We start from the raw sequence: 19,316 nt of genomic DNA on the forward strand, positions 1-19,316 counted from the left end.
CGGTATCTGACCGACCCAAAGCCTGACCCGACCAACAGGGGCTGCCATGGGACTGTTTATCTTACGACGACTGGGCGTGATGGTGATCACGGCTATCTGTCTAACCTTCGTGGTCTTCTTTCTGACCAACCTCTATCCGAACCTCGAAAAGCTGGCCAAAACGCAAGGCAACATGCGTATGTCCGACGAACAGGTCGAGCGCTGGCTCGGCAATCGCGGCTATACCGACAACCTGTTTTCGCAATACGGCCAATGGCTTGGCGTGGTTCCGGGCTATGTGATCGAAGGCGTCGATGGCGAAGTGCGCGGCAAATGCTACGCGATTGGGAAAGACCCCGCAGATGCCCCACGCTTTTGTGGCGTGCTCCAAGGGGACTGGGGCTGGTCCACCCGCTTTCGCGAAGAGGTCTCGACCATTATCGGCAAACGGCTCGGGCTGACGGCCAAACTGATGCTCTTTACCATGATGCTCATGGTGCCGGCGGCGTTGATCGTCGGCGTGCTGGCGGGGATGCGGGAAGGCTCGCGCACTGACCGCTCGCTCTCGACCTTGTCCATCGCCACAACGGCCACGCCCGAATATGTCTCCGGCGTGATCTTCATCGCGCTGCTGGCCTCATCGAAATACGGGCTCTCACCGCTGTTCGCCGAATGGGGGCTGATTGAGGGGCGCACCATCTTCCGTGGCACCGCCACCCAAGCGATGGAAAACGCCAACTTCAACAACTTCTTCCTGCCGGTGCTGACCATCGCGCTCTATGGCATGGGCTATATCGCCCGCATGACCCGCGCCTCGATGGCCGAAGTCATGACGGCACAGTTCATCCGCACCGCCCGCCTCAAAGGGGTGAGCTTTCGCAACATCGTGATGAAACACGCGCTCAGAAACGCGCTCATCGCGCCCTTCACCGTCATCATGCTGCAAATTCCGTGGCTGTTGAACGGGGTCGTCATCGTTGAAACGCTCTTCAACTACAAAGGCTTCGGCTGGACCTTGGTTCAGGCGGCAAGCAACAATGACATCGAACTCCTGCTTGGGGTCTCGGTGGTTTCGGTCGTGGTCGTTCTGGTCACACAGCTGATTTCTGATATCGGCTATGTGTTCCTCAACCCGCGCATCCGGATCGGATAAGGGAGGGGCTGAACATGGAACAACTCACCTGGTTTGGCGCTTACGGCGGCACCTTCGCACCGCTTCTCTTTGTCGCCATCACCTTTGCCATCACCGCGGGGCTCTGCGCCGCGCTGCTTGGCTTCACCAACGCCTCGGCCCGCACCAGCTTTTCGCTGTTCAACGGCATCGCGGTGCTGCTGCTTGTCTTTGTCGGCTTCATGTATGTCTATAACGGCATCTCCGGCTCCGAAGACCAAACCATGCCGCTTTCAACGCTCGGCTGGATACTCGTTATTATCGCCGGTCTCGGCGTATTCACGGCGATGCTCTCGGCGTTTATGAACACCTTTTTTGACGATCCCGCCGCCGTCATGGGGCTGATCTTCAAATGGGCAATTCAGGCGGTCGCCGTCCTGATCGTGCTCTGGCTTGTTGTCACCCTGCTCTGGCAAGGGGCCGGCCACAAAGACTGGCTTGCCACGCTCGACAAAGCCGCCATGCCCCCGGCAGATGAAATTGCGCGGCATAAATATCTCTCGGCCTTTGAAACCCGCGGGATCCTCGCCAATATCTTTGTGCGCTTCATGCCGGTCTGGCTGTCGCTCGTCGTGCTTTACACGCTGTCGATACAATTCAAACGCAAGCTCGGCCTCTATGGCAAACTCTTTGACAGCATCATCGGGATGATCGGCTTTGGCCTTGTGATGTTCTGGGTCTTTACCGCTTTCTATGTCGGGCTGTTTGACATGATCTCCACCCATGGCGGGCTGGAACAGGTCTCGGGGATGAAAAACAAACTGCCCGGCACCCCGCTCAGCGGCGCCGAAGCGGGCGACTATCCCTACTACCTGCTTGGCGGAGACAACCTCGCGCGCGACGTGTTCTCGCGCATGGTCGAAGGCAGCTGGATCGTGATCCGCATCGCGCCCATGGCGACGCTCTTTGCCTTTATGGTCGGGATCACCCTCGGCCTGCCTGCGGGCTATTACGGCGGTCGCCTCGACACGGGCCTCAGCTTCCTTGCCAACCTGATCCTCGCCTTCCCGGTGATCCTGCTGTTCTATCTGCTGGTGACGCCGGAAATCGTGCAAACCGGGCTGCCCAACTATATGGCGGCGGTGCTGTTCATCTTCCCGCTGGTCTTTGTGCTGGTGCTGATCAACTCGCGCTTTCACATGCAACCGGCCAAACGCATGAAGTGGTTGCTGATCTTCCTGTTGCCGATGGTCGTCGCCTATCTGCTGCTGATCTCGCAACAAGGCACCGTGCTCGCAATCCTCCCCGAGTCGCTTGATCCGTTTGATATTCCCGGCGGCATCCTCGTGGTGTTTGTCTCGGTGGTCTTCGTCAACTCGCCCACCGTGTTTCGGATTGTGCGGGGCCTCGCCCTCGACATCCAAACGCGCGACTATGTGGCGGCGGCGCAAACCCGTGGCGAAGGGCCGTGGTATATCATGCTCTGGGAAATCCTGCCCAATGCCCGTGGACCGCTGATCGTCGATTTCTGTCTGCGCATCGGCTACACCACGATCCTGCTCGGCACCTTGGGCTTCTTCGGCCTTGGCCTGCCACCGGAAAGCCCGGATTGGGGCAGCACGATCAACGAGGGGCGCAAGCTCCTGTCGATCTTCCCGCACCCCGCCCTGCCACCGGCCTTCGCATTGCTGACCATGGTTCTGGGTCTCAACCTTCTGGCCGATGGCCTGCGCGAAGAATCGCTGAAGGATTGATGAACATATGATGACCTCAGCGCGCTTTACCTTCACGAACGCCAACCCCGGCAAACCCGCTGTCACACGGCAGCCGGGAGTCAGCCGGATGTCAGCCGGATGTCACCCCCCGATTCGGGCGTGAAAGGAGACCATTAATGTCCAAGATCGACAGCCAAGACGGCCCCATCCTCGAAATCGACAAGCTCTCGATTTCCTTCTTCACCCGCTTGCGCGAAATCCCCGCCGTAATGGACTTCTCGGTCAAGGTTTCCCCGGCGAAGCCGTTGGTTTGGTTGGAGAATCCGGTTGCGGAAAATCCACTGTCGCGCTCGGCGTGATGAAAGACTTGGGCAAGAACGGCCGCATCGTCGGCGGCTCGATCAAGTTCAAAGGCCGCAACATGGACCAGATGAGCGCAGACGAGCTGCGCGACATCCGTGGCAACGAAATTGCCATGATTTATCAAGAGCCTATGGCCTCCCTGAACCCCGCCATGCGGATCGGAAAACAGCTCATGGAAGTGCCGATGATCCACGAAGGCGTCAGCGAACACGAGGCCTATCAACGCGCTCTCGAAGTCGTCACCGACGTCAAACTCCCCGATCCCGAACGCATGTTGCGCTCCTTCCCGCACCAGCTTTCTGGCGGTCAACAACAGCGCATCGTGATCGCTATGGCCTTGATGTCAAAGCCTTCCTTGCTGATCCTCGATGAACCCACCACGGCGCTCGACGTTACGGTCGAGGCCGCGGTTGTCGAGCTGGTCAAGGATCTGGGCAAGAAATACGGCACCTCGATGCTGTTCATCTCCCACAACCTCGGTCTGGTGCTGGAAACCTGCGACCGGATCTGTGTCATGTATTCCGGCGAAGCGGTCGAACGCGGCGACATCGAAACCGTGTTCAACAACATGCAACACCCTTATACCCAAGCGCTTTTCCGCTCCATCCCCCTGCCCGGCGCCGACAAAAACGCGCGCCCGCTGGTGGCGATTCCGGGCAACTTCCCCCTGCCCCACGAGCGCCCCAAGGGCTGTAATTTCGGCCCGCGCTGCGACTATTTCGAACCGGGTCGCTGCGATCAGGACTTCATCCCGATGTTTGACGTAGACGGCGGCGGCGCCCATGAAAGCCGCTGTCTCAAATTCCGCGAGATCGACTGGAACGCCCCGCTAACCCTCGCTGAAACCAAGGAAAAATCCGAACCGGGCAAGGTCGTCCTCAAAATGGACAACCTCAAGAAATACTATGAGGTCGCCGCCAACGCCCTATTTGGCGGCGGTGAAAAGCGCGTGGTCAAAGCCAATGAAACCCTCAGCTTCGAAGCCCGCGAAAGCGAAACCCTTGCCATTGTTGGGGAATCCGGCTGCGGCAAATCCACTTTCGCCAAGGTGCTGATGGGCCTCGAAACCGCCACCGACGGCGAGATTCAGCTCGACGGCAACAACATCGAAGCCATCGCCATCGACGACCGCGACACCCAGACCGTGGCCGACATCCAGATGGTGTTCCAGAACCCCTTCGACACGCTCAACCCTTCGATGACGGTCGGGCGCCAAATCATTCGTGCGCTTGAGATTTTCAAGGTCGGCAGCGATGACGCAGACCGCCGTGAGCGGATGCTGAAACTGCTCGATCTGGTCAAACTGCCCCGCGCCTTTGCCGAACGGATGCCGCGCCAGCTTTCGGGCGGTCAAAAGCAACGCGTCGGCATCGCCCGCGCCTTTGCCGGCGGCGCCCGCATCGTTGTGGCGGATGAACCCGTCAGCGCGCTCGACGTCTCGGTTCAGGCCGCGGTGACCGATCTGTTGATGGAAATTCAACGCGAAGAGAAGACTACCCTCCTGTTCATCTCGCATGATCTCTCGATCGTGCGCTACCTCTCTGACCGGGTGATGGTGATGTATCTCGGCCATGTGGTGGAACTGGGCAGCACAGACGACGTCTTCGCCCCGCCCTACCACCCCTATACCGAGGCGCTGCTCTCCGCCGTTCCAATCGCTGACACGAAGGTGAAGAAAAAACATATTGTTTTAGAGGGCGACATCCCCTCGGCCATGGATCCGCCCCCCGGTTGCCCCTTTCAGACGCGCTGCAACTGGAAATCCCAGGTCCCCGGCAACCTCTGCGACACCGAGGTCCCCCCGGTGCGGCAGCTTTCCGCGACCCATCAGGTCAAATGCCACCTCTCTGACGAGGCATTGTCCGCCATGGAGCCGGTCATCAAACTGGCCGATACCGCCGCAGAATAAGGGAAAAACAGGGGTACAACGGCCCAGCATATTTTTCTTGTTGATGGTTACAAACGCAACAATTACGCATGTAACCAACCACAAAACAAGGAACCTGCCGCCATGAAAATCGACCAAATCCACCACGTCGCCTATCGCTGCAAAGACGCCAAGCAAACGGTTGAATGGTATAACAAGATGCTGAACATGGACTTCGTGCTCGCCATCGCCGAAGACCACGTGCCCTCAACCCATGAACCCGACCCTTACATGCATGTCTTCATGGACGCCGGAAACGGCAACGTGTTGGCGTTCTTCGAACTGCCAACCAAGCCGGAAATGGGCCGTGACCCAAACACGCCGATCTGGGTTCAACACATCGCTTTCAAGGTCAAAGACCGCGCCGAACTCATTGAATTCAAAGAGCATCTCGAAGCAAACGGGGTTGAGGTTCTGGGCGTTACTGACCACTCGATCTTCCACTCGATCTATTTCTTTGACCCCAACGGTCACCGGGTCGAACTGGCCTGCCCCGATCCCAAAGAAGACGCCCTCCTGCAACGCCTCGACAGCGTGAAATGGGAGATGTTGGAAGAGTGGTCCAAAACCAAGCGCGCGCCTAAGCACGCTGACTGGCTGCATGCCAAAGAGCTCTCTGACGTCTAAAACACCCGCCGTCCCGGCGCCCAAGCCGGACCTCGCCCCCAGAGGACGGATCGTCATCAAAGCAACAGGCCCCGGATCAAACCCGGGGCACGTCCGCTCGCCAGGGTCAGCTTCCCCAGATGATCTTTACGTAATTGCGTGTTTCTTTATAGGGCGGCACGCCGCCGTATTTCTCAACCGCATGCGGCCCCGCATTATAGGCCGCCAGCGCAAGCCGCCATGACTTGAACTTGCGATACTGCGTCTTGAGATAGCGCGCCCCGCCATCAAGGTTTTGATACGGGTCATGTGGGTTCACGCCCAGCGAGCGCGCCGTTGCGGGCATAAGCTGCGCCAAGCCAATCGCCCCTTTGTGCGATTTCGCTGTTGCCTTCCAACCCGACTCTTGCTGAACCAACCTAAGGAACAAATTCTCTGGCACCCCGTGACGCGCCGCCGCGGCTTTGGCCATCGTCAAATACGGCCCGCTATACCGCCCGCGGTAAGTCTTTGAACTTGTTCCCCATTTCGTTGGTGTATTCACCGCCGCCGGCTTAAGCCGGATCGACGCGTTATACTGGCTCCGGGCCCGTGTATCGAGCAGCTTGGTCTGTGTTCTAAACGCTTTGCTGCGGGCCTTGTTGCCAAAAACATCCGCCTCCGCTCCAAGCGGAGCAAGAATGGCCAAAATGGCCGCAAAACCAATAACTCTGCTCATACGTTTCATTGCCCCCAAGAACGCGATGCCGGACTTATACAGATTCTGGCGACAATTTCCAGACCGTCGAGGAACGGCAAAGCGAAACGGCGCCTTCCCGCCTTACCGAGCAAACCTGCTGGGCAAGCTCCAAACCAACGGCCAAAGCAATTATTGTCAAACTTTAGGCTTTCCTTCACACTTTTGGGATGATGTAACCGGGACGATCAATTCCTGGGATTCTTGAAGAAGGGGAACGCAATGGCCGGCTCGGTAAACAAGGTAATTTTGATTGGCAATCTGGGCCGCGACCCCGAAGTGCGCAATTTCCAGAACGGGGGCAAAGTCTGCAACTTGCGCATCGCCACCTCTGAGAACTGGAAAGACAAAAACACAGGCGAGCGTCGCGAGCGCACGGAATGGCACTCGGTCGCCATTTTCAACGAGGGGCTTGTGCGCATTGCCGAGCAATACCTGCGCAAAGGCTCCAAGGTTTACCTCGAAGGCCAGCTTCAGACCCGCAAATGGCAGGACCAATCCGGGGCCGACCGTTATTCGACCGAAGTCGTTCTGCAAGGCTTCAACGGCACACTGACCATGCTTGACGGCCGCGGCGAAGGCGGCGGCGGTGGTGGTGGCGGCGGCTATGGTGGCGGCTCTTCGGGTGGCGACTATGGTGGCGGCTACGACAGCGGTCCCTCTAGCGGCAATCAGGGCGGTGGCGGCGGCGGCGCTCCGGCCAAAGACTATGACGACGAAATCCCGTTCTAAGCCACGCCAGACCGAAAATACAAAGGCCGCCTCGCTTGGGCGGCCTTTTTCATTGCAGCGCCCAGATCAGCACGCTGATTGCCGCCACTGGCGCGGACAGTGCGGATGCCACAAGAAACGGAACCCACAGCGTCGGGCGCGGTGCGGGCAAATACTGGCCAAAAACCTTTTCTTTGCGGACGTGTTTCATTTGTCTGATTAACCATGATTTAGGTTATCCTTGCGTTAATAGCAGCATGACCAGTGATGATGCACCGCCCCCAGTCCCCACCCTGCCCCCACCACGCCTGCCCCCACCAAGCCTGTCACAATCGCGGCTCTATGCAGATGTGTTACAGAGCATGGGCCGTGATGTGCGCACGCTTACACTCGGCTCAATTGGCCTCGCCCGTTTGATCCTGCGCTCTGCTGGCCCGTTTGGCAAAATCGGCCTGATCCCCGGCGGCGTTCAATGGGCGGACACAAGCTCGCAAGCTGCCCGCGCAGATGCCCTGCGCGCTCTCCCTGCGCTTACCCGCAACCACGGCGTGCGCGTTTTACTGTGCAACAGCGTCTCGGCGATGGATGAAAATATATTTGAAAAAAATTTTCATCTCCCCGTTTTAAGCGCCGGTTTCCATGCCGAGCTCGATTTGACCCAATCAAGCGAGATTCGCCGAAAAAACCTGCATGGAAAATGGCGTAATCGGCTGAAGAAATCTGAAAATTCAGACATCACAATCACCCACTCACGCTTTTCACCGCATGCTCACAACTGGCTTCTCACCGCTGAACAAACCCAACGCCGCGCCCGATCCTATCGCGCGCTACCGCTCAATTTTTTGCTCATCGCCGCACAAATTGCACCTGATAGCGTTCGGGTTTTTGTCGCAAGCATTCATGGCAAACCATTGGCAGGAATTATTTTTCTCATTCACGACAAGGCCGCCACGTACCACATCGCCACAACCACAGATCAAGGACGCGCGCACTCAGTCCACGCGCTCCTTCTTTGGCAGGCCACCGATTGGCTGGCTAAGGGTGGCGTCACCCGCCTAGATCTGGGCCCCGTCGAAACAGAACACCCCCCCGGCCACGCGCGCTTCAAGCTCGGAACCGGCGCGCGCCCCGTGCAACGTGGCGCAACCGTTCTTTACGCCCGCTCAATCGCACCGCTCGGATGGCTGAATGCCACCTTCAACCGCAAAGCCGCTCATGCTGCTGCAATGCAAAGCGATCTGTCATGCCACTGATGTAATCCGCCACGATGCGTGCCAACGCCTGATCATCCTGAGCGCGCTCAACATCTGCACGCCAAAGGTCTGGCAACAACTCAGGTTTCTCAAGATAGAGCGGAAACAGATCCTGAACGACGCCGGTCACCATTTCCCGCATTTTGACAACGCTTGGGGCGCGATACATCCGCTCGAACAAAAATGCGCGGATCGTTTTCAGATCACCCCAGAGCGCTGGCGAAAACTGAACCATCATCCGGCCAGCCAAACGAATGTCGACCACCGATTTCGGCGCATGAGCTTCCAAGTTCAACCTGCTGATTTCAATAACATCTTCAACAAGAACCCCGAAGAAACGCCGCAAGGCTTCATGGCGCCTCCGGTTGGCATCAAGCCCGGGATAAGCCGCGTCCACGCGATCAAAGCAAGCGTCCAGAATGGGCAGTTTGGAGATTTCCTCAACCTCGAACAACCCGGCCCTCAAGCCATCATGCAGGTCATGATTGTTATAGGCGATGTCATCCGACAGTGCCGCAACCTGTGCCTCCGCACCGGCATGGGTCGGCAACTCAAGATCATGACGCAGATTGTATTCGGCCAACGCATAGGGCACCTCGCCAGTGACCGGCCCGTTGTGTTTTGCAATCCCTTCAAGGGTTTCCCACGTGAGGTTCAGCCCGTCCCATTCAGCATAGTGCCGCTCCAAAGCGGTCACGATCCGGACCGCTTGGGCGTTGTGATCAAACCCTCCGTAGGGCCCCATCAGCGCGTTCAACGCGTCCTCGCCCGTATGCCCAAAGGGCGTGTGCCCCAGATCATGAGCAAGCGCGACCGCTTCAGTCAATTCGACATCAAGCGAAAGCGCCCGCGCTATGGTGCGTGCCACCTGTGCCACTTCGATTGAATGGGTCAGCCGGGTGCGAAAATAATCACCCTCATGTTCGATAAACACCTGAGTTTTATGCTTTAATCGGCGGAACGCCGATGCATGGATGATCCTGTCCCGATCCCGTTGGAAGCAAGACCGAAAGGCGCTCTCTGCTTCCGGGTATAACCTGCCCCGGCTTTCGCGCGGGTTTGTTGCATAAATCGCTGGGCTGTTCATTCGTTTGGCCTGCCTGTGCTTGCCCGCTCTGTCGCTCACACCTATATTGCATTAGCGACGACAGGAAAACCGCCCCGGAGAGGTGAAATGCAACTACCCCCAAAAGTAACCGACCGTGCCTTTGAACGCCTTTGCGAAATCGGTGCCAGCAAGGAAGGTCAAGCTCTTCGAGTTGCCGTCGAAGGCGGCGGTTGCTCAGGTTTTCAATACGAGATTACGCTTGATGCCCCCAAGACCGATGATCTTGTCCTCGAAGGCAACGGCGAAAAGGTGATCGTTGACGAGGTTTCATTGCCATTTCTATCCGGGGCAACAATCGACTTTACCGAAGAATTGATTGGCGCAAGGTTTGTCATCGACAACCCGAATGCCACAAGCTCTTGCGGATGCGGCACGTCTTTTTCAATGTAAATCAGGCCCTTACTGGCGCATCACCGCGCCGGACCTGATCGTCATAAACAAGAAACAGCCCCGAGAAGACCACGATCGTTACACCTACATAGGTATTTAGCGTCGGCCACTCACCAAATACTGATGCGCCGATAACAACCATCCAGACGAACTGCAGTTTCATCAAAGATGTCACCGCATGCGCCGCAAGGCTTCGCAGCGCGACCACCAAAAGCGAGCGTGCGACAAACAACAGCACGCCATAACCGACCGCCCACGCAGCATCCCCCAAACTCATCGGTTTCCAAACATATGGCAGCACAACAGCCATCACGACGAGCAAAGCGAGGTTAGGATAGAAAACCTGCGCAATTCCCTGCGCGTCAAATCGGCCTATAAACCGCGCCAGCACGATTGAAACTGTCCCGAGAAACGCCGCGGCAAAGGCAGCCAAATGACCAACGCCAATGTCGTCAAAGCCCTGCGGAAAAAGGCAAACGACCCCTAGAAAGCCGGCCGCTAACGCTCCCCACGACGCGGGCGATACGGTATCTCCCAACACCGGCCCGGCGAGCAATGCCGCAAACAAGGGCATCATTCCGATGAACAAAAACACCTGCGCAAAAGGCAAATAGCGAAAGGCGAGAAAGAAGCACAGGGTGGCCAACACGGTGAACAATGACCGAAGCGCCATCGCGCGCGGGCAGTTTGTGTGCAGCGTCTGACGGGTTTTGCCCAAACGCGCGCCACCTAAGCAAAGCGCCACAACGACGATGCCTGCGATCACATACATTTGCGGCGCCGCATACCGCCCCGAAAGGTCTTTGGTTATGGCATCGGCCAGAGAAATAAGGCCGGTATAAAGTAGGATGAGCCCGGCCTCGCCTTTCCAAACCGCAGTCACAGGACCACTCCTTGAAGTCCAACTCGCGCAAACCCGGCAAAAAATGTTTCGAAGCAATCACTGGATTTTTCCGCCAAAGTCAGGATTTCGGATGCGTCTTCTGACAGCCCTCCATTGACCATCAAACGCATCTTGCTCCAATCATCCAAGCGCTGCTCACCCATCCTGAACAAGCACTCTGACATTTCCCTGAGGGCCCTGTTGCCGTTTTTGGGCGAAAGAATGCCATTCGGCCGGGCTGAAGATCACTCTCAAAAATGCGGCCTGTGGCGTTGGCCAAGAACCAGTTACAGACCAAATACTCGTGGTAGTCATCCTGCGGTGTAGCATGTTCGCCAATGATGCACTCGAAATTGCGCAGATGGTGCGCAAGCCAGTTTTGCCACACCTTTGGCGGTTCGATTCCAGCATATTGCATAGCCACGCAGACTTCGGCGAGCAGATCGGCATTCTGTTCGAGAAATGCGAGAGTGCCCGCAAAATCTAGGCTTTGCCGGGCGTTATCCCCAAGGTTCGGACACTTGCGACCATATTCGCTCAAATAGAATATCGTGTGAGTAAGCTCATATGCCGCCTTTTTGTTTGGCATTGCAAAGGTGGCGGAACGGTTTACGAATTTCCGCAAACGGTCCTTTAATCCCGCATCCCCGGACAAAGGGTCGCCCCCCTTCGCAGCATGAGCCGTCGCGCTTCGCCACGCTGCAGGTCCGACATCTCAGCCTCGACCACACCTTGCTTTTGCAGCCAGTTCACCAACGCCTCGCCCTTGGTTCCCGGCATGCCCAGATCTTCGAGATCCAGACAGATTGACAACAAAAAGCGATAGTACTGCGGAAAAAAACCAAGCCTCTTCTCGACTTGCGCATAGAACCCCGCATGTGCGTCAAGCGCGCTATGGTCTAGCGTCGTACCCGTGCACTCCAAAATGTTCAGCAGTTCTGCGTTTTCCTTGAGCCAGAAAACATCATCCCCAATCCGACGCTGTTCAGCAAAAGTCGTTAAAAGCGAGGCCAGACGATCGGCCTCGCGTTGTTTTGGAGACGGGACATTCAGGTGCACTACATTCGACATTTGGATATTCCTTTTTACAGATGAAGGTCTGATTTGCCCCGCCTCAGCGGAGTTGCGGATTAAGCGCCCGAGCTGAACATATGAGTGCCATCGCCCGCGCTTGCGTCGCTTTCAGCTTTTGGAGACGCGCCCGAAGAGAACGCTTCGACAGCATCTCCAGTTACACCCGATGACGTCATCACCGGCGCTGCACCAGAACTGAACATCTCAACCGCATCGCCCGCGTCAACACGGCTATCGAGGCAAGGGGCAGCACCAGAGGAAAAGGCTTCAACTGCCTCCCCTGCACCAAGCATAGAAGTGATTGTCGGCGCAGCGCCCGAGCTGAACATTTCCACGCCGTCTCCGGCGACTGCGGTTTGTGCGGTGACCGGACCGGCACCCGAAGAATAAAGCTCCGTGAAACTGCCCTCAAACGCTGCGCTGCTCATTTCAGGCGCGGCACCTGAGCTGAACATCTCCATCCCATCGCCAAGCAGCATGGCCGTGTGCACGCTCGGCGCGGCACCGGAAGAAAACATCGAAACACCATCACCCGAATGCAGATTGGCTTCTCTTGTTACGCCGCCCGTACCGTCGGTTGCGGTGGGTGTGGTTGTCAGTTTCCGTAGTGCAGTCATTTGTAGTCTCCCTAGTGGTGTGTTGCCACTTCAGTCTGCACGTCAGGGGTGTTTTGAAAATTAAAAATAATCAACCCTAGCTTGCTAACCACTGGAGAATCGCACTGTGCATCCAGCAAGGAATTGTTTTTACGAACTATATTTTTCGTAATAATTTTGCTGAATCAGCGATTATTATTCACTAACTGGAAACAATCAGGCCGAATTTTGCAACTGTTGAAATATTTCAGAGCCGAATCGACCCCTCAAATTCTACGCAGTCAGAACGATCAATTGGCCCTGTCCGAGCACAAACGGTCCGTGTTAAAACTCCTGAAACGGAGAGCCCCATGAAGATCGCCACTTTCAATATCAACGGCATAAAAGCCCGGATCGAAACCCTGACCCGCTGGCTTGAGGATGCCCAACCTGATGTGGCGCTGTTGCAGGAAATCAAATCGGTCGACGAAGCGTTTCCGCGGCCCCATTTCGAAGATCTGGGCTATCACGTTGAAACTCACGGTCAAAAGTCGTTCAACGGCGTCGCGATCTTGTCCAAGCTACCCCTCGAGGACGTCACACGCGGCCTGCCGGGTGATGAGGATGACGAACAAGCCCGTTGGATTGAAGCAACTGTTATCGGTGAAACGGCCATCCGAATCTGTGGTCTTTACCTGCCGAACGGAAACCCGTTGCCCGGACCAAAATACGACTACAAACTTGCTTGGATGGAGCGCCTTCAACGCCACGCTCAAACCTTGTTGCGCGGCGAAATGCCTGTGGTGATGGCCGGCGACTATAATATTATCCCGCAAGATGAAGACGCCGCGCGCCCCGAAGCATGGCAAGAAGATGCTCTTGCCCGTCCCGAAAGCCGAGCGGCGTTTCGACGCTTGTTGAATCTGGGCTTCACCGAAGCGTTTCGAGCCAAGACCACTGCTCCCGGCCATTATTCATTTTGGGATTATCAAGCCGGCGCATGGAACCGAAATGACGGCATTCGCATAGATCACTTCTTGCTCAGCCCGCAATGTGCCGATCTTCTGGCTACATGCGAGATTGATAAAGACGCACGCGGTATGGACAAACCCTCTGATCACGTACCGGTCTGGGTTAAGTTGTCGGCTTAAGGCTTGGAAAAATATCGGTATTGCGACATCTCATCACGGGGCCCAATGCACATTGCAATCCTCCAAGATGGCAGCGACGGGCGCTTCTTCTGGTGAAAGCATGACCGCTTTTTCCAAGGCATTGCGCTTCGCCGTTCCGGTGATAACCAAATGCTTGCTCATGGCATCGTTGAGAACGCGCGCTGACATGCTTACCCGCGCTTCGGGCGCCCCGTCTGCCCGTATGGGCACAAGAATCGGAGCATCGTTGCTCAGCGCATTTTCCAGCCCCTCTCCGCGCGGAAAGAGTGACGCTGTGTGCATATCGGCCCCCATACCTAACAACAACACCTGGATCGGCAAGCAAGTTATCAAACTGCTCTCGACCTCTGGCAGAACCTCCTCAAGTTCGTTTGCTTTGGCAAAAAGAGGATGAAAGCGCGCCGATTGCGCCCGGTTGGTCAATAACCGTTCCTTGACCATGCGCGCATTGGAGCGGACATGCACTTCTGGCAACCAGCGCTCATCGCTCAGGATGATATCAACGCGGGTCCAATCGAGGTCTGCGGCGCAAAGATTGTCGAAAACCATTCCCGGCGTGGTGCCGCCCGGCACGACAAAGGTAACCCGCTCTTCGTGAAAAAGGATGTTTTCCAATTCCCCGGCAAGCGATTGAGCCAGATCGAGCGCCATCATGTCAGAATCAGGATATTCTATCAGGTTCATTTGCGTATCTCCCGCCAACGGCGTCCGTCCCGATGCATCAGGGCAAGGGCTTCGGTTGGTCCATCGCTGCCCGACTCATAAGGCAACGGCACATCTTCACGCTCTTCCCATTCCGCGATGATTGGATCCGTCCAAGCCCATGCGGCTTCGACCTCATCGCCACGCATGAAAAGGGTCTGGTTGCCGCGGATCACATCGGTAATCAGCCGCTCATAAGCATCGGGCGCAAATTCAACATCCTCTCCCAAAGCTTCTGCAAATGACATATCCAGCGGCACATCCAATAGGCGCATCCCCCCCGGCCCCGGCTCCTTGATGGTCACACCAAGCTCGATCCCTTCGTTGGGCTGCAAAACGATGGTGAGCGTGTTGCGATGGCGCCCTGCCTCGGCCCCGAAAATTGAATGCGGCGCGTCTTTGAAAACAATCGCAATCTCGCTCGTACGCGCTTTGAGTCGCTTGCCAGTGCGCAGATAAAACGGTGTGCCGGCCCAACGCCAATTGCTGATATGTGCTTTGAGCGCGATGAAGCTTTCTGTGGTCGAATTCGGGTCGTTCGCATGTTCCAGATAGCCGGGCTTGCCATCTTCGGGCAAATACTGGCCCCGAACGATATCTTCGGCAACGACGGCATCCAGCGCGCGGATGACTTTCAACTTTTCGTCGCGGACCGAATCCGGGGCGAACTTTGCCGGAGGTTCCATCGCAATGAGGCAGAGAAGCTGCATCATATGGTTTTGCACCATATCACGCATGGCCCCCGCTCGGTCATAGTATTCCTCGCGGCCAGCAACGCCCACGGTTTCCGCCACCGTGAATTGAATGTGATCGACGTATTGGCTGTTCCACAATGGCTCGAAAAGCATATTGCCGAACCGAATTGCCATCAGGTTTTGAACCGTTTCCTTGCCGAGGTAATGATCAATCCGATAGATTTGTCCTTCGTCGAAATACCGCGCAAGCGTTTGGTTCAGCTCCTGCGCTGACGGCAAATCATGGCCAAAAGGTTTTTCAACCACGATACGTGTCGCGCCACTTGCCATCCCATTTTGCTTGAGCCGCTCGGCCAAATCGCCAAACAAAGAAGGCCCTACTGAGAAGTAGAAAGCTCTGATCCTGTCGGGATCGGGGCTAAGTGTGTTGGCCAAAGTATCCCAGCCTGCATCGCCGCGCGCGTCGAGCGTGACGTAGAAGATATTTTCCAAGAACTCTTCGCTTGTTCCCGGTTCGCACTTCGTATCGTTCACAAACTCGGCAACCGCCTCAGCGACAAACTTGCGGTAGTCCTGCGTGTCCATATCAGTGCGTGCCGCGCCGATAATGCGCACCCCACCCGACATTTGCCCCGCACAGAACCGCCGAAACAGCGCGGGTAGGATTTTACGCCGGGCCAAATCGCCCGTGCCACCGAAAATGACAAGGTCGAACGGATCAACCGGGATGACACGTGAAGCCATTCATTGCCTCGTCTGTTTGCGGGGCTAAGAGCCCATTCTCTTAGCTAGCATTCTAACACGCCCGGTCACGTTCACAATGGTGTCAGGGGGACAGAGTTCGCTTTCCGAAAAGCTGCTTCACGTTTAGCAAGGTACAGGAAATTTATAGGCGAACTCCGATGAAAGATCAGGCAGCGACTGTCAATCAAGACAAATTTGTCGACCCGCAGCGCACGGCGGATGGTAGCGCGCGCGCGACGGTATCATTGACCCACCCGGAAACACTTTGGTTCAACACCGGAACACTCTGCAATATCACCTGCGCCAATTGCTATATCGAAAGCTCACCCAGCAATGACGCCCTTGTCTATATCAAGGCAAGCGAGGTTGTGACCTATCTTGACCAGATTGGTGAACGTCAATGGCCGGTGCATGAGATCGGCTTTACCGGCGGCGAGCCGTTTATGAACCCGGACATCATCGCAATGCTACGCGAATCCCTCACGCGGGGGTTTGAAGTGCTTGTGCTGACCAACGCCATGCGACCGATGATGCGCAAGTCCATGCGCAGTGGATTGATTGCGTTACAGCGCGAGTTCCCCGGAAAGATGACTTTCCGGATTTCTTTAGATCACTACAGCCAAGCTCTCCATGATGCGGAACGTGGCAACGGCAGTTTTGAGATCACGCTTACCGGAATGAAATGGCTGCGCGATGAGGGCATGAAGATGGCCGTGGCCGGGCGAACAACCTGGGGCGATAGCGACGAACAGTCACGCGCAGGCTACGCAGCCCTCTATAAGGCCAATGGTTTTGATATCGACGCCACCAACCCCGGTGAAACAGTGTTGTTTCCCGAAATGGACGAGATGGTCGAGGTTCCCGAAATCACGACGGAATGTTGGGGGATTCTCAATAAATCACCCGATGATGTGATGTGTGCCTCTTCGCGCATGGTGGTCAAACGACGCGGCGCCGAGCGGCCAGCGGTGTTGGCTTGCACTCTGCTTGCCTATGACGCGCAATTTGAGTTGGGTGAAACCTTGGAAGACGCCGAGCGGCCTGTTGCGCTCAACCACCCGCATTGCTCAAAGTTTTGCGTGCTGGGCGGTGCATCCTGTTCTGCGTAGACATCGGCATTCGCGGGCTTTTGGGCCTGCGCCGGATTACGAAGGATAGCTGATTTCACCGCCGCCGACGGCCGCGCGGACGCCTGTTGTGTTTGGGCAGGACGTTGGCAACCCGCGAGCCACACGCACGGCAAGATAGGCAAAGGCCTGTGCTTCCAGCATATCCCCGTCAAGTCCGACGTCTTCTATCGGGACAACCGGGCAATCCAGACCTGCGGCGAGCATTTGCATCATAACCGGGTTCTTTCGCCCGCCGCCGGTGACCAAGACCCGCGCGGGCGGGGTCGGGCAATGCTCCATCGCGCGCATGACAGCAGCGGCAGACATGCCGGTCAGCGTCGCGGCTGCATCGGCGTCAGAAAGTTCGCCGACCAAGCCGATCATGTCGGAAAACGCATCCCGATCGAGCGACTTTGGCGGGATGCGGAAGAAATAGGGATCGTCTAGGAACAGCTCAAGCGCGCCTTCTTCCACCGCGCCCTTTTGGGCCAATTGACCATCGCGATCACAGTCTTTCCCCGTGCGAGCCTGCACGAGATCATTGATCGGCGCGTTCGCAGGGCCGGTATCAAAGGCCAATAGTGCGCCCTCGTCTTCGGGCTTGGCCATTGCTGGATTGATCCAAGTCAGGTTACCGACGCCCCCCATATTCAAGAACGCCAAAGGGCGTTCGGCCTTGATCCATTTGGCGCAGGCGAAGTGAAAGAACGGCGCCAAAGGTGCCCCCTCTCCGCCCAGTTTGACGTCCGCGCTTCGAAAGTCCCAAACGACGGGTTTCTTCAGAGCGGCCGCAATTAGCGCGCCATCGCCCGCCTGATGGGTGCCGCGCTGTTGTGGATCATGGGCCAGTGTTTGGCCGTGAAAGCCAATCAGTTCCGCGTCGGGAAAGGGGGCGAGCGCCTCGATATGCGCGTCCTCGACAATCTTGGCCGCTGGGGCAACGGCAGGCGCCCCGGGCCAGCTTCCAAGTGCAGCACGCAACGTCGTGCGTTCGGTGTCTGAATACGGTCGGTAACCGCTTTCGCCAAAGTGAAAAATCTCAACACCATCGGTGACGATCTCGGCGACATCAACGCCGTCGAGTGATGTGCCGCTCATCGCGCCCAGTGCCCTGACCTTGCCCGGTTTCAACATGGCCTTTTCCTTGTGCCTTTCGCCGCCTATACAGGCGCGCAAACAATACGGGACAAGCCATATGACCTACCACCCCAAATCGGATTTCTTGGCAACGATGATATCGCGCGGCTTTCTCGCCGATTGCACCGACTATCAAGGCCTCGACGATGCTTTGGTCAATGGTGTGGTGCCAACCTATATCGGCTACGACGCGACAGCAAAATCGTTGCACGTTGGTCATTTGCTCAACATCATGATGCTCCGCTGGCTGCAAAAGACCGGCCACAAACCGATCACCCTGATGGGCGGTGGCACCACTAAAGTGGGTGATCCCTCCTTTCGCGCCGACGAGCGCCCCCTGCTGACACCCGCACAGATCGACGACAATATCTCCGGCATGAAACAGGTCTTCGCCAAGTATCTGACTTATGGTGACGGCCCCACAGATGCGCTGATGCTCAACAACGCCGAGTGGCTCGATAACCTTAACTACTTGGAATTCCTTCGCGATATCGGTCGCCACTTCTCGGTCAACCGGATGCTTTCCTTCGAGTCGGTCAAATCCCGCCTCGACCGCGAACAATCGCTTTCCTTCCTGGAATTCAACTACATGATCCTTCAGGCCTATGATTTTCTGGAGCTCAACCGCCGCTATGGCTGCACCCTACAGATGGGCGGCTCTGATCAGTGGGGCAACATTGTCAATGGCATCGACCTGACCCGCCGCGTGCTGGATCATGAGATCTACGGCCTCACTTCGCCGCTGCTGACAACTTCGGATGGCAAGAAAATGGGCAAAAGCCAGGGCGGCGCGATGTGGCTCAACGCTGATATGCTCTCGCCCTATGAGTTCTGGCAGTTCTGGCGCAACACCACCGATGCCGATGTCGGGCGGTTCCTCAAGCTCTATACCGAGCTGCCGCTGGATGAGTGCGACCGGCTGGGAGCGCTTGCTGGGTCTGAGATCAATGACGCCAAAATCATCCTTGCGGATGAGGTGACCGCATTGTTGCACGGACGAGAGGCTGCCGACGCCGCACAGGCGACGGCGCGAGAGGTCTTTGAAAAAGGCGGGGTTGGCGATGATCTTCCGACGCTTGCGCTTGGCAGTGATGAAATCGGCGACGGCATTTCAATCATTCAGCTGATCGTGCGCTCTGGCTTGGCGAAATCCGGTAAGGAAGCCAAACGGTTGATTGCCGAGAATGGGGCAAAGATCGACGATGCGCCGCTGAGCGATGCAGGCATGATGCTGGATGCGGCGGCGCTGTCCTCGCCTATCAAGCTGTCAGCGGGCAAGAAGCGGCACGCTTTGGTAAAGCTGGCGAATTGAGCACACCAACAGGC

General features: G+C 56.8%; 18 protein-coding genes and 1 pseudogene. 10 read left to right on the top strand and 9 right to left on the bottom strand.

What is annotated here, in order from left to right:
• Positions 1-46: 46 nt before the first annotated feature.
• From N4R57_10590 to N4R57_10605, 4 genes and pseudogenes are all read left to right on the top strand, one after another.
• Entirely contained in the window at positions 47-1,132 is a 1,086-nt protein-coding gene (locus N4R57_10590) for an ABC transporter permease (protein UYV39402.1), read from the top strand.
• 566 nt (positions 1,133-1,698) lie between these two features.
• Positions 1,699-2,844 (top strand): ABC transporter permease, encoded by a 1,146-nt coding sequence (locus N4R57_10595; GenBank protein UYV39557.1) that lies wholly within the window; start codon positions 1,699-1,701, stop codon positions 2,842-2,844.
• A 137-nt stretch (positions 2,845-2,981) separates the two neighbouring features.
• Positions 2,982-5,077: pseudogene (locus tag N4R57_10600) on the top strand (ABC transporter ATP-binding protein).
• 102 nt (positions 5,078-5,179) lie between these two features.
• A complete protein-coding gene (locus N4R57_10605) occupies positions 5,180-5,722 on the top strand; it encodes a VOC family protein (protein UYV39403.1) in 543 nt (180 codons plus the stop codon).
• A gap of 106 nt (positions 5,723-5,828) precedes the next feature.
• Here the strand turns inward: N4R57_10605 and N4R57_10610 are convergent, their stop codons facing one another.
• The gene (locus tag N4R57_10610; protein UYV39404.1) at positions 5,829-6,419 is read right to left on the bottom strand and encodes a lytic transglycosylase domain-containing protein; all 591 of its coding nucleotides are present in this window, start codon (positions 6,417-6,419) and stop codon (positions 5,829-5,831) included.
• Positions 6,420-6,659: 240 nt separating this feature from the next.
• Here N4R57_10610 and N4R57_10615 point away from each other — a divergent pair, with 240 nt between their 5' ends.
• Both N4R57_10615 and N4R57_10620 read left to right on the top strand, forming a co-directional pair.
• Positions 6,660-7,169 (top strand): single-stranded DNA-binding protein, encoded by a 510-nt coding sequence (locus N4R57_10615; protein UYV39405.1) that lies wholly within the window; start codon positions 6,660-6,662, stop codon positions 7,167-7,169.
• Between the two features lie 35 nt (positions 7,170-7,204).
• Positions 7,205-8,401 (top strand): GNAT family N-acetyltransferase, encoded by a 1,197-nt coding sequence (locus N4R57_10620; protein UYV39406.1) that lies wholly within the window; start codon positions 7,205-7,207, stop codon positions 8,399-8,401.
• On the opposite strand, the gene N4R57_10625 is transcribed toward N4R57_10620, so the two are convergent.
• Entirely contained in the window at positions 8,346-9,488 is a 1,143-nt protein-coding gene (locus tag N4R57_10625; GenBank protein UYV39407.1) for a deoxyguanosinetriphosphate triphosphohydrolase, read from the bottom strand. The genes N4R57_10620 and N4R57_10625 overlap by 56 nt on opposite strands.
• Before the next feature lie 87 nt (positions 9,489-9,575).
• Between N4R57_10625 and N4R57_10630 the strand changes: the two genes are divergently transcribed.
• Positions 9,576-9,899 (top strand): iron-sulfur cluster assembly accessory protein, encoded by a 324-nt coding sequence (locus N4R57_10630; GenBank protein ID UYV39558.1) that lies wholly within the window; start codon positions 9,576-9,578, stop codon positions 9,897-9,899.
• Between the two features lies 1 nt (position 9,900).
• On the opposite strand, the gene N4R57_10635 is transcribed toward N4R57_10630, so the two are convergent.
• The 4 genes from N4R57_10635 to N4R57_10650 form a co-directional block, all read right to left on the bottom strand.
• On the bottom strand, positions 9,901-10,782 hold the full coding sequence (locus tag N4R57_10635; protein ID UYV39408.1) for a DMT family transporter: 882 nt from the start codon (positions 10,780-10,782) through the stop codon (positions 9,901-9,903).
• Positions 10,783-10,903: 121 nt separating this feature from the next.
• Positions 10,904-11,437 carry a hypothetical protein gene (locus N4R57_10640; protein ID UYV39409.1) on the bottom strand — a complete coding sequence of 178 codons (534 nt, stop codon included), beginning with the start codon at positions 11,435-11,437 and terminating at the stop codon, positions 10,904-10,906.
• The gene (locus tag N4R57_10645) at positions 11,416-11,853 is read right to left on the bottom strand and encodes a hypothetical protein (GenBank protein ID UYV39410.1); all 438 of its coding nucleotides are present in this window, start codon (positions 11,851-11,853) and stop codon (positions 11,416-11,418) included. The genes N4R57_10640 and N4R57_10645 overlap by 22 nt, the downstream gene beginning before the upstream one ends.
• Before the next feature lie 59 nt (positions 11,854-11,912).
• Positions 11,913-12,473 (bottom strand): hypothetical protein, encoded by a 561-nt coding sequence (locus N4R57_10650; protein UYV39411.1) that lies wholly within the window; start codon positions 12,471-12,473, stop codon positions 11,913-11,915.
• A gap of 329 nt (positions 12,474-12,802) precedes the next feature.
• Here N4R57_10650 and xth point away from each other — a divergent pair, with 329 nt between their 5' ends.
• A complete protein-coding gene (gene xth, locus N4R57_10655; GenBank protein ID UYV39412.1) occupies positions 12,803-13,582 on the top strand; it encodes an exodeoxyribonuclease III in 780 nt (259 codons plus the stop codon).
• A gap of 33 nt (positions 13,583-13,615) precedes the next feature.
• Here xth and pgl read toward each other — a convergent pair whose 3' ends face one another.
• Together pgl and zwf are read right to left on the bottom strand one after the other, a co-directional pair.
• Positions 13,616-14,287, bottom strand: a complete 672-nt coding sequence (gene pgl, locus N4R57_10660; protein UYV39413.1) for a 6-phosphogluconolactonase — start codon at positions 14,285-14,287, stop codon at positions 13,616-13,618.
• Positions 14,284-15,744, bottom strand: a complete 1,461-nt coding sequence (gene zwf, locus N4R57_10665; GenBank protein ID UYV39414.1) for a glucose-6-phosphate dehydrogenase — start codon at positions 15,742-15,744, stop codon at positions 14,284-14,286. The genes pgl and zwf overlap by 4 nt, the downstream gene beginning before the upstream one ends.
• 158 nt (positions 15,745-15,902) lie before the next feature.
• Here zwf and N4R57_10670 point away from each other — a divergent pair, with 158 nt between their 5' ends.
• On the top strand, positions 15,903-16,853 hold the full coding sequence (locus N4R57_10670; protein ID UYV39415.1) for a radical SAM protein: 951 nt from the start codon (positions 15,903-15,905) through the stop codon (positions 16,851-16,853).
• A gap of 36 nt (positions 16,854-16,889) precedes the next feature.
• On the opposite strand, the gene N4R57_10675 is transcribed toward N4R57_10670, so the two are convergent.
• Positions 16,890-17,987 carry an anhydro-N-acetylmuramic acid kinase gene (locus N4R57_10675; protein UYV39416.1) on the bottom strand — a complete coding sequence of 366 codons (1,098 nt, stop codon included), beginning with the start codon at positions 17,985-17,987 and terminating at the stop codon, positions 16,890-16,892.
• A gap of 61 nt (positions 17,988-18,048) precedes the next feature.
• On the opposite strand from N4R57_10675, the gene tyrS reads away from it, so the two are divergent.
• Positions 18,049-19,302, top strand: a complete 1,254-nt coding sequence (tyrS, locus tag N4R57_10680) for a tyrosine--tRNA ligase (protein UYV39417.1) — start codon at positions 18,049-18,051, stop codon at positions 19,300-19,302.
• The last annotated feature ends 14 nt before the right edge of the window (positions 19,303-19,316 follow it).

Source organism: Rhodobacteraceae bacterium D3-12, assembly GCA_025916135.1.
In the GTDB taxonomy this organism is placed as follows: Bacteria; Pseudomonadota; Alphaproteobacteria; order Rhodobacterales; family Rhodobacteraceae; genus JAKGBX01.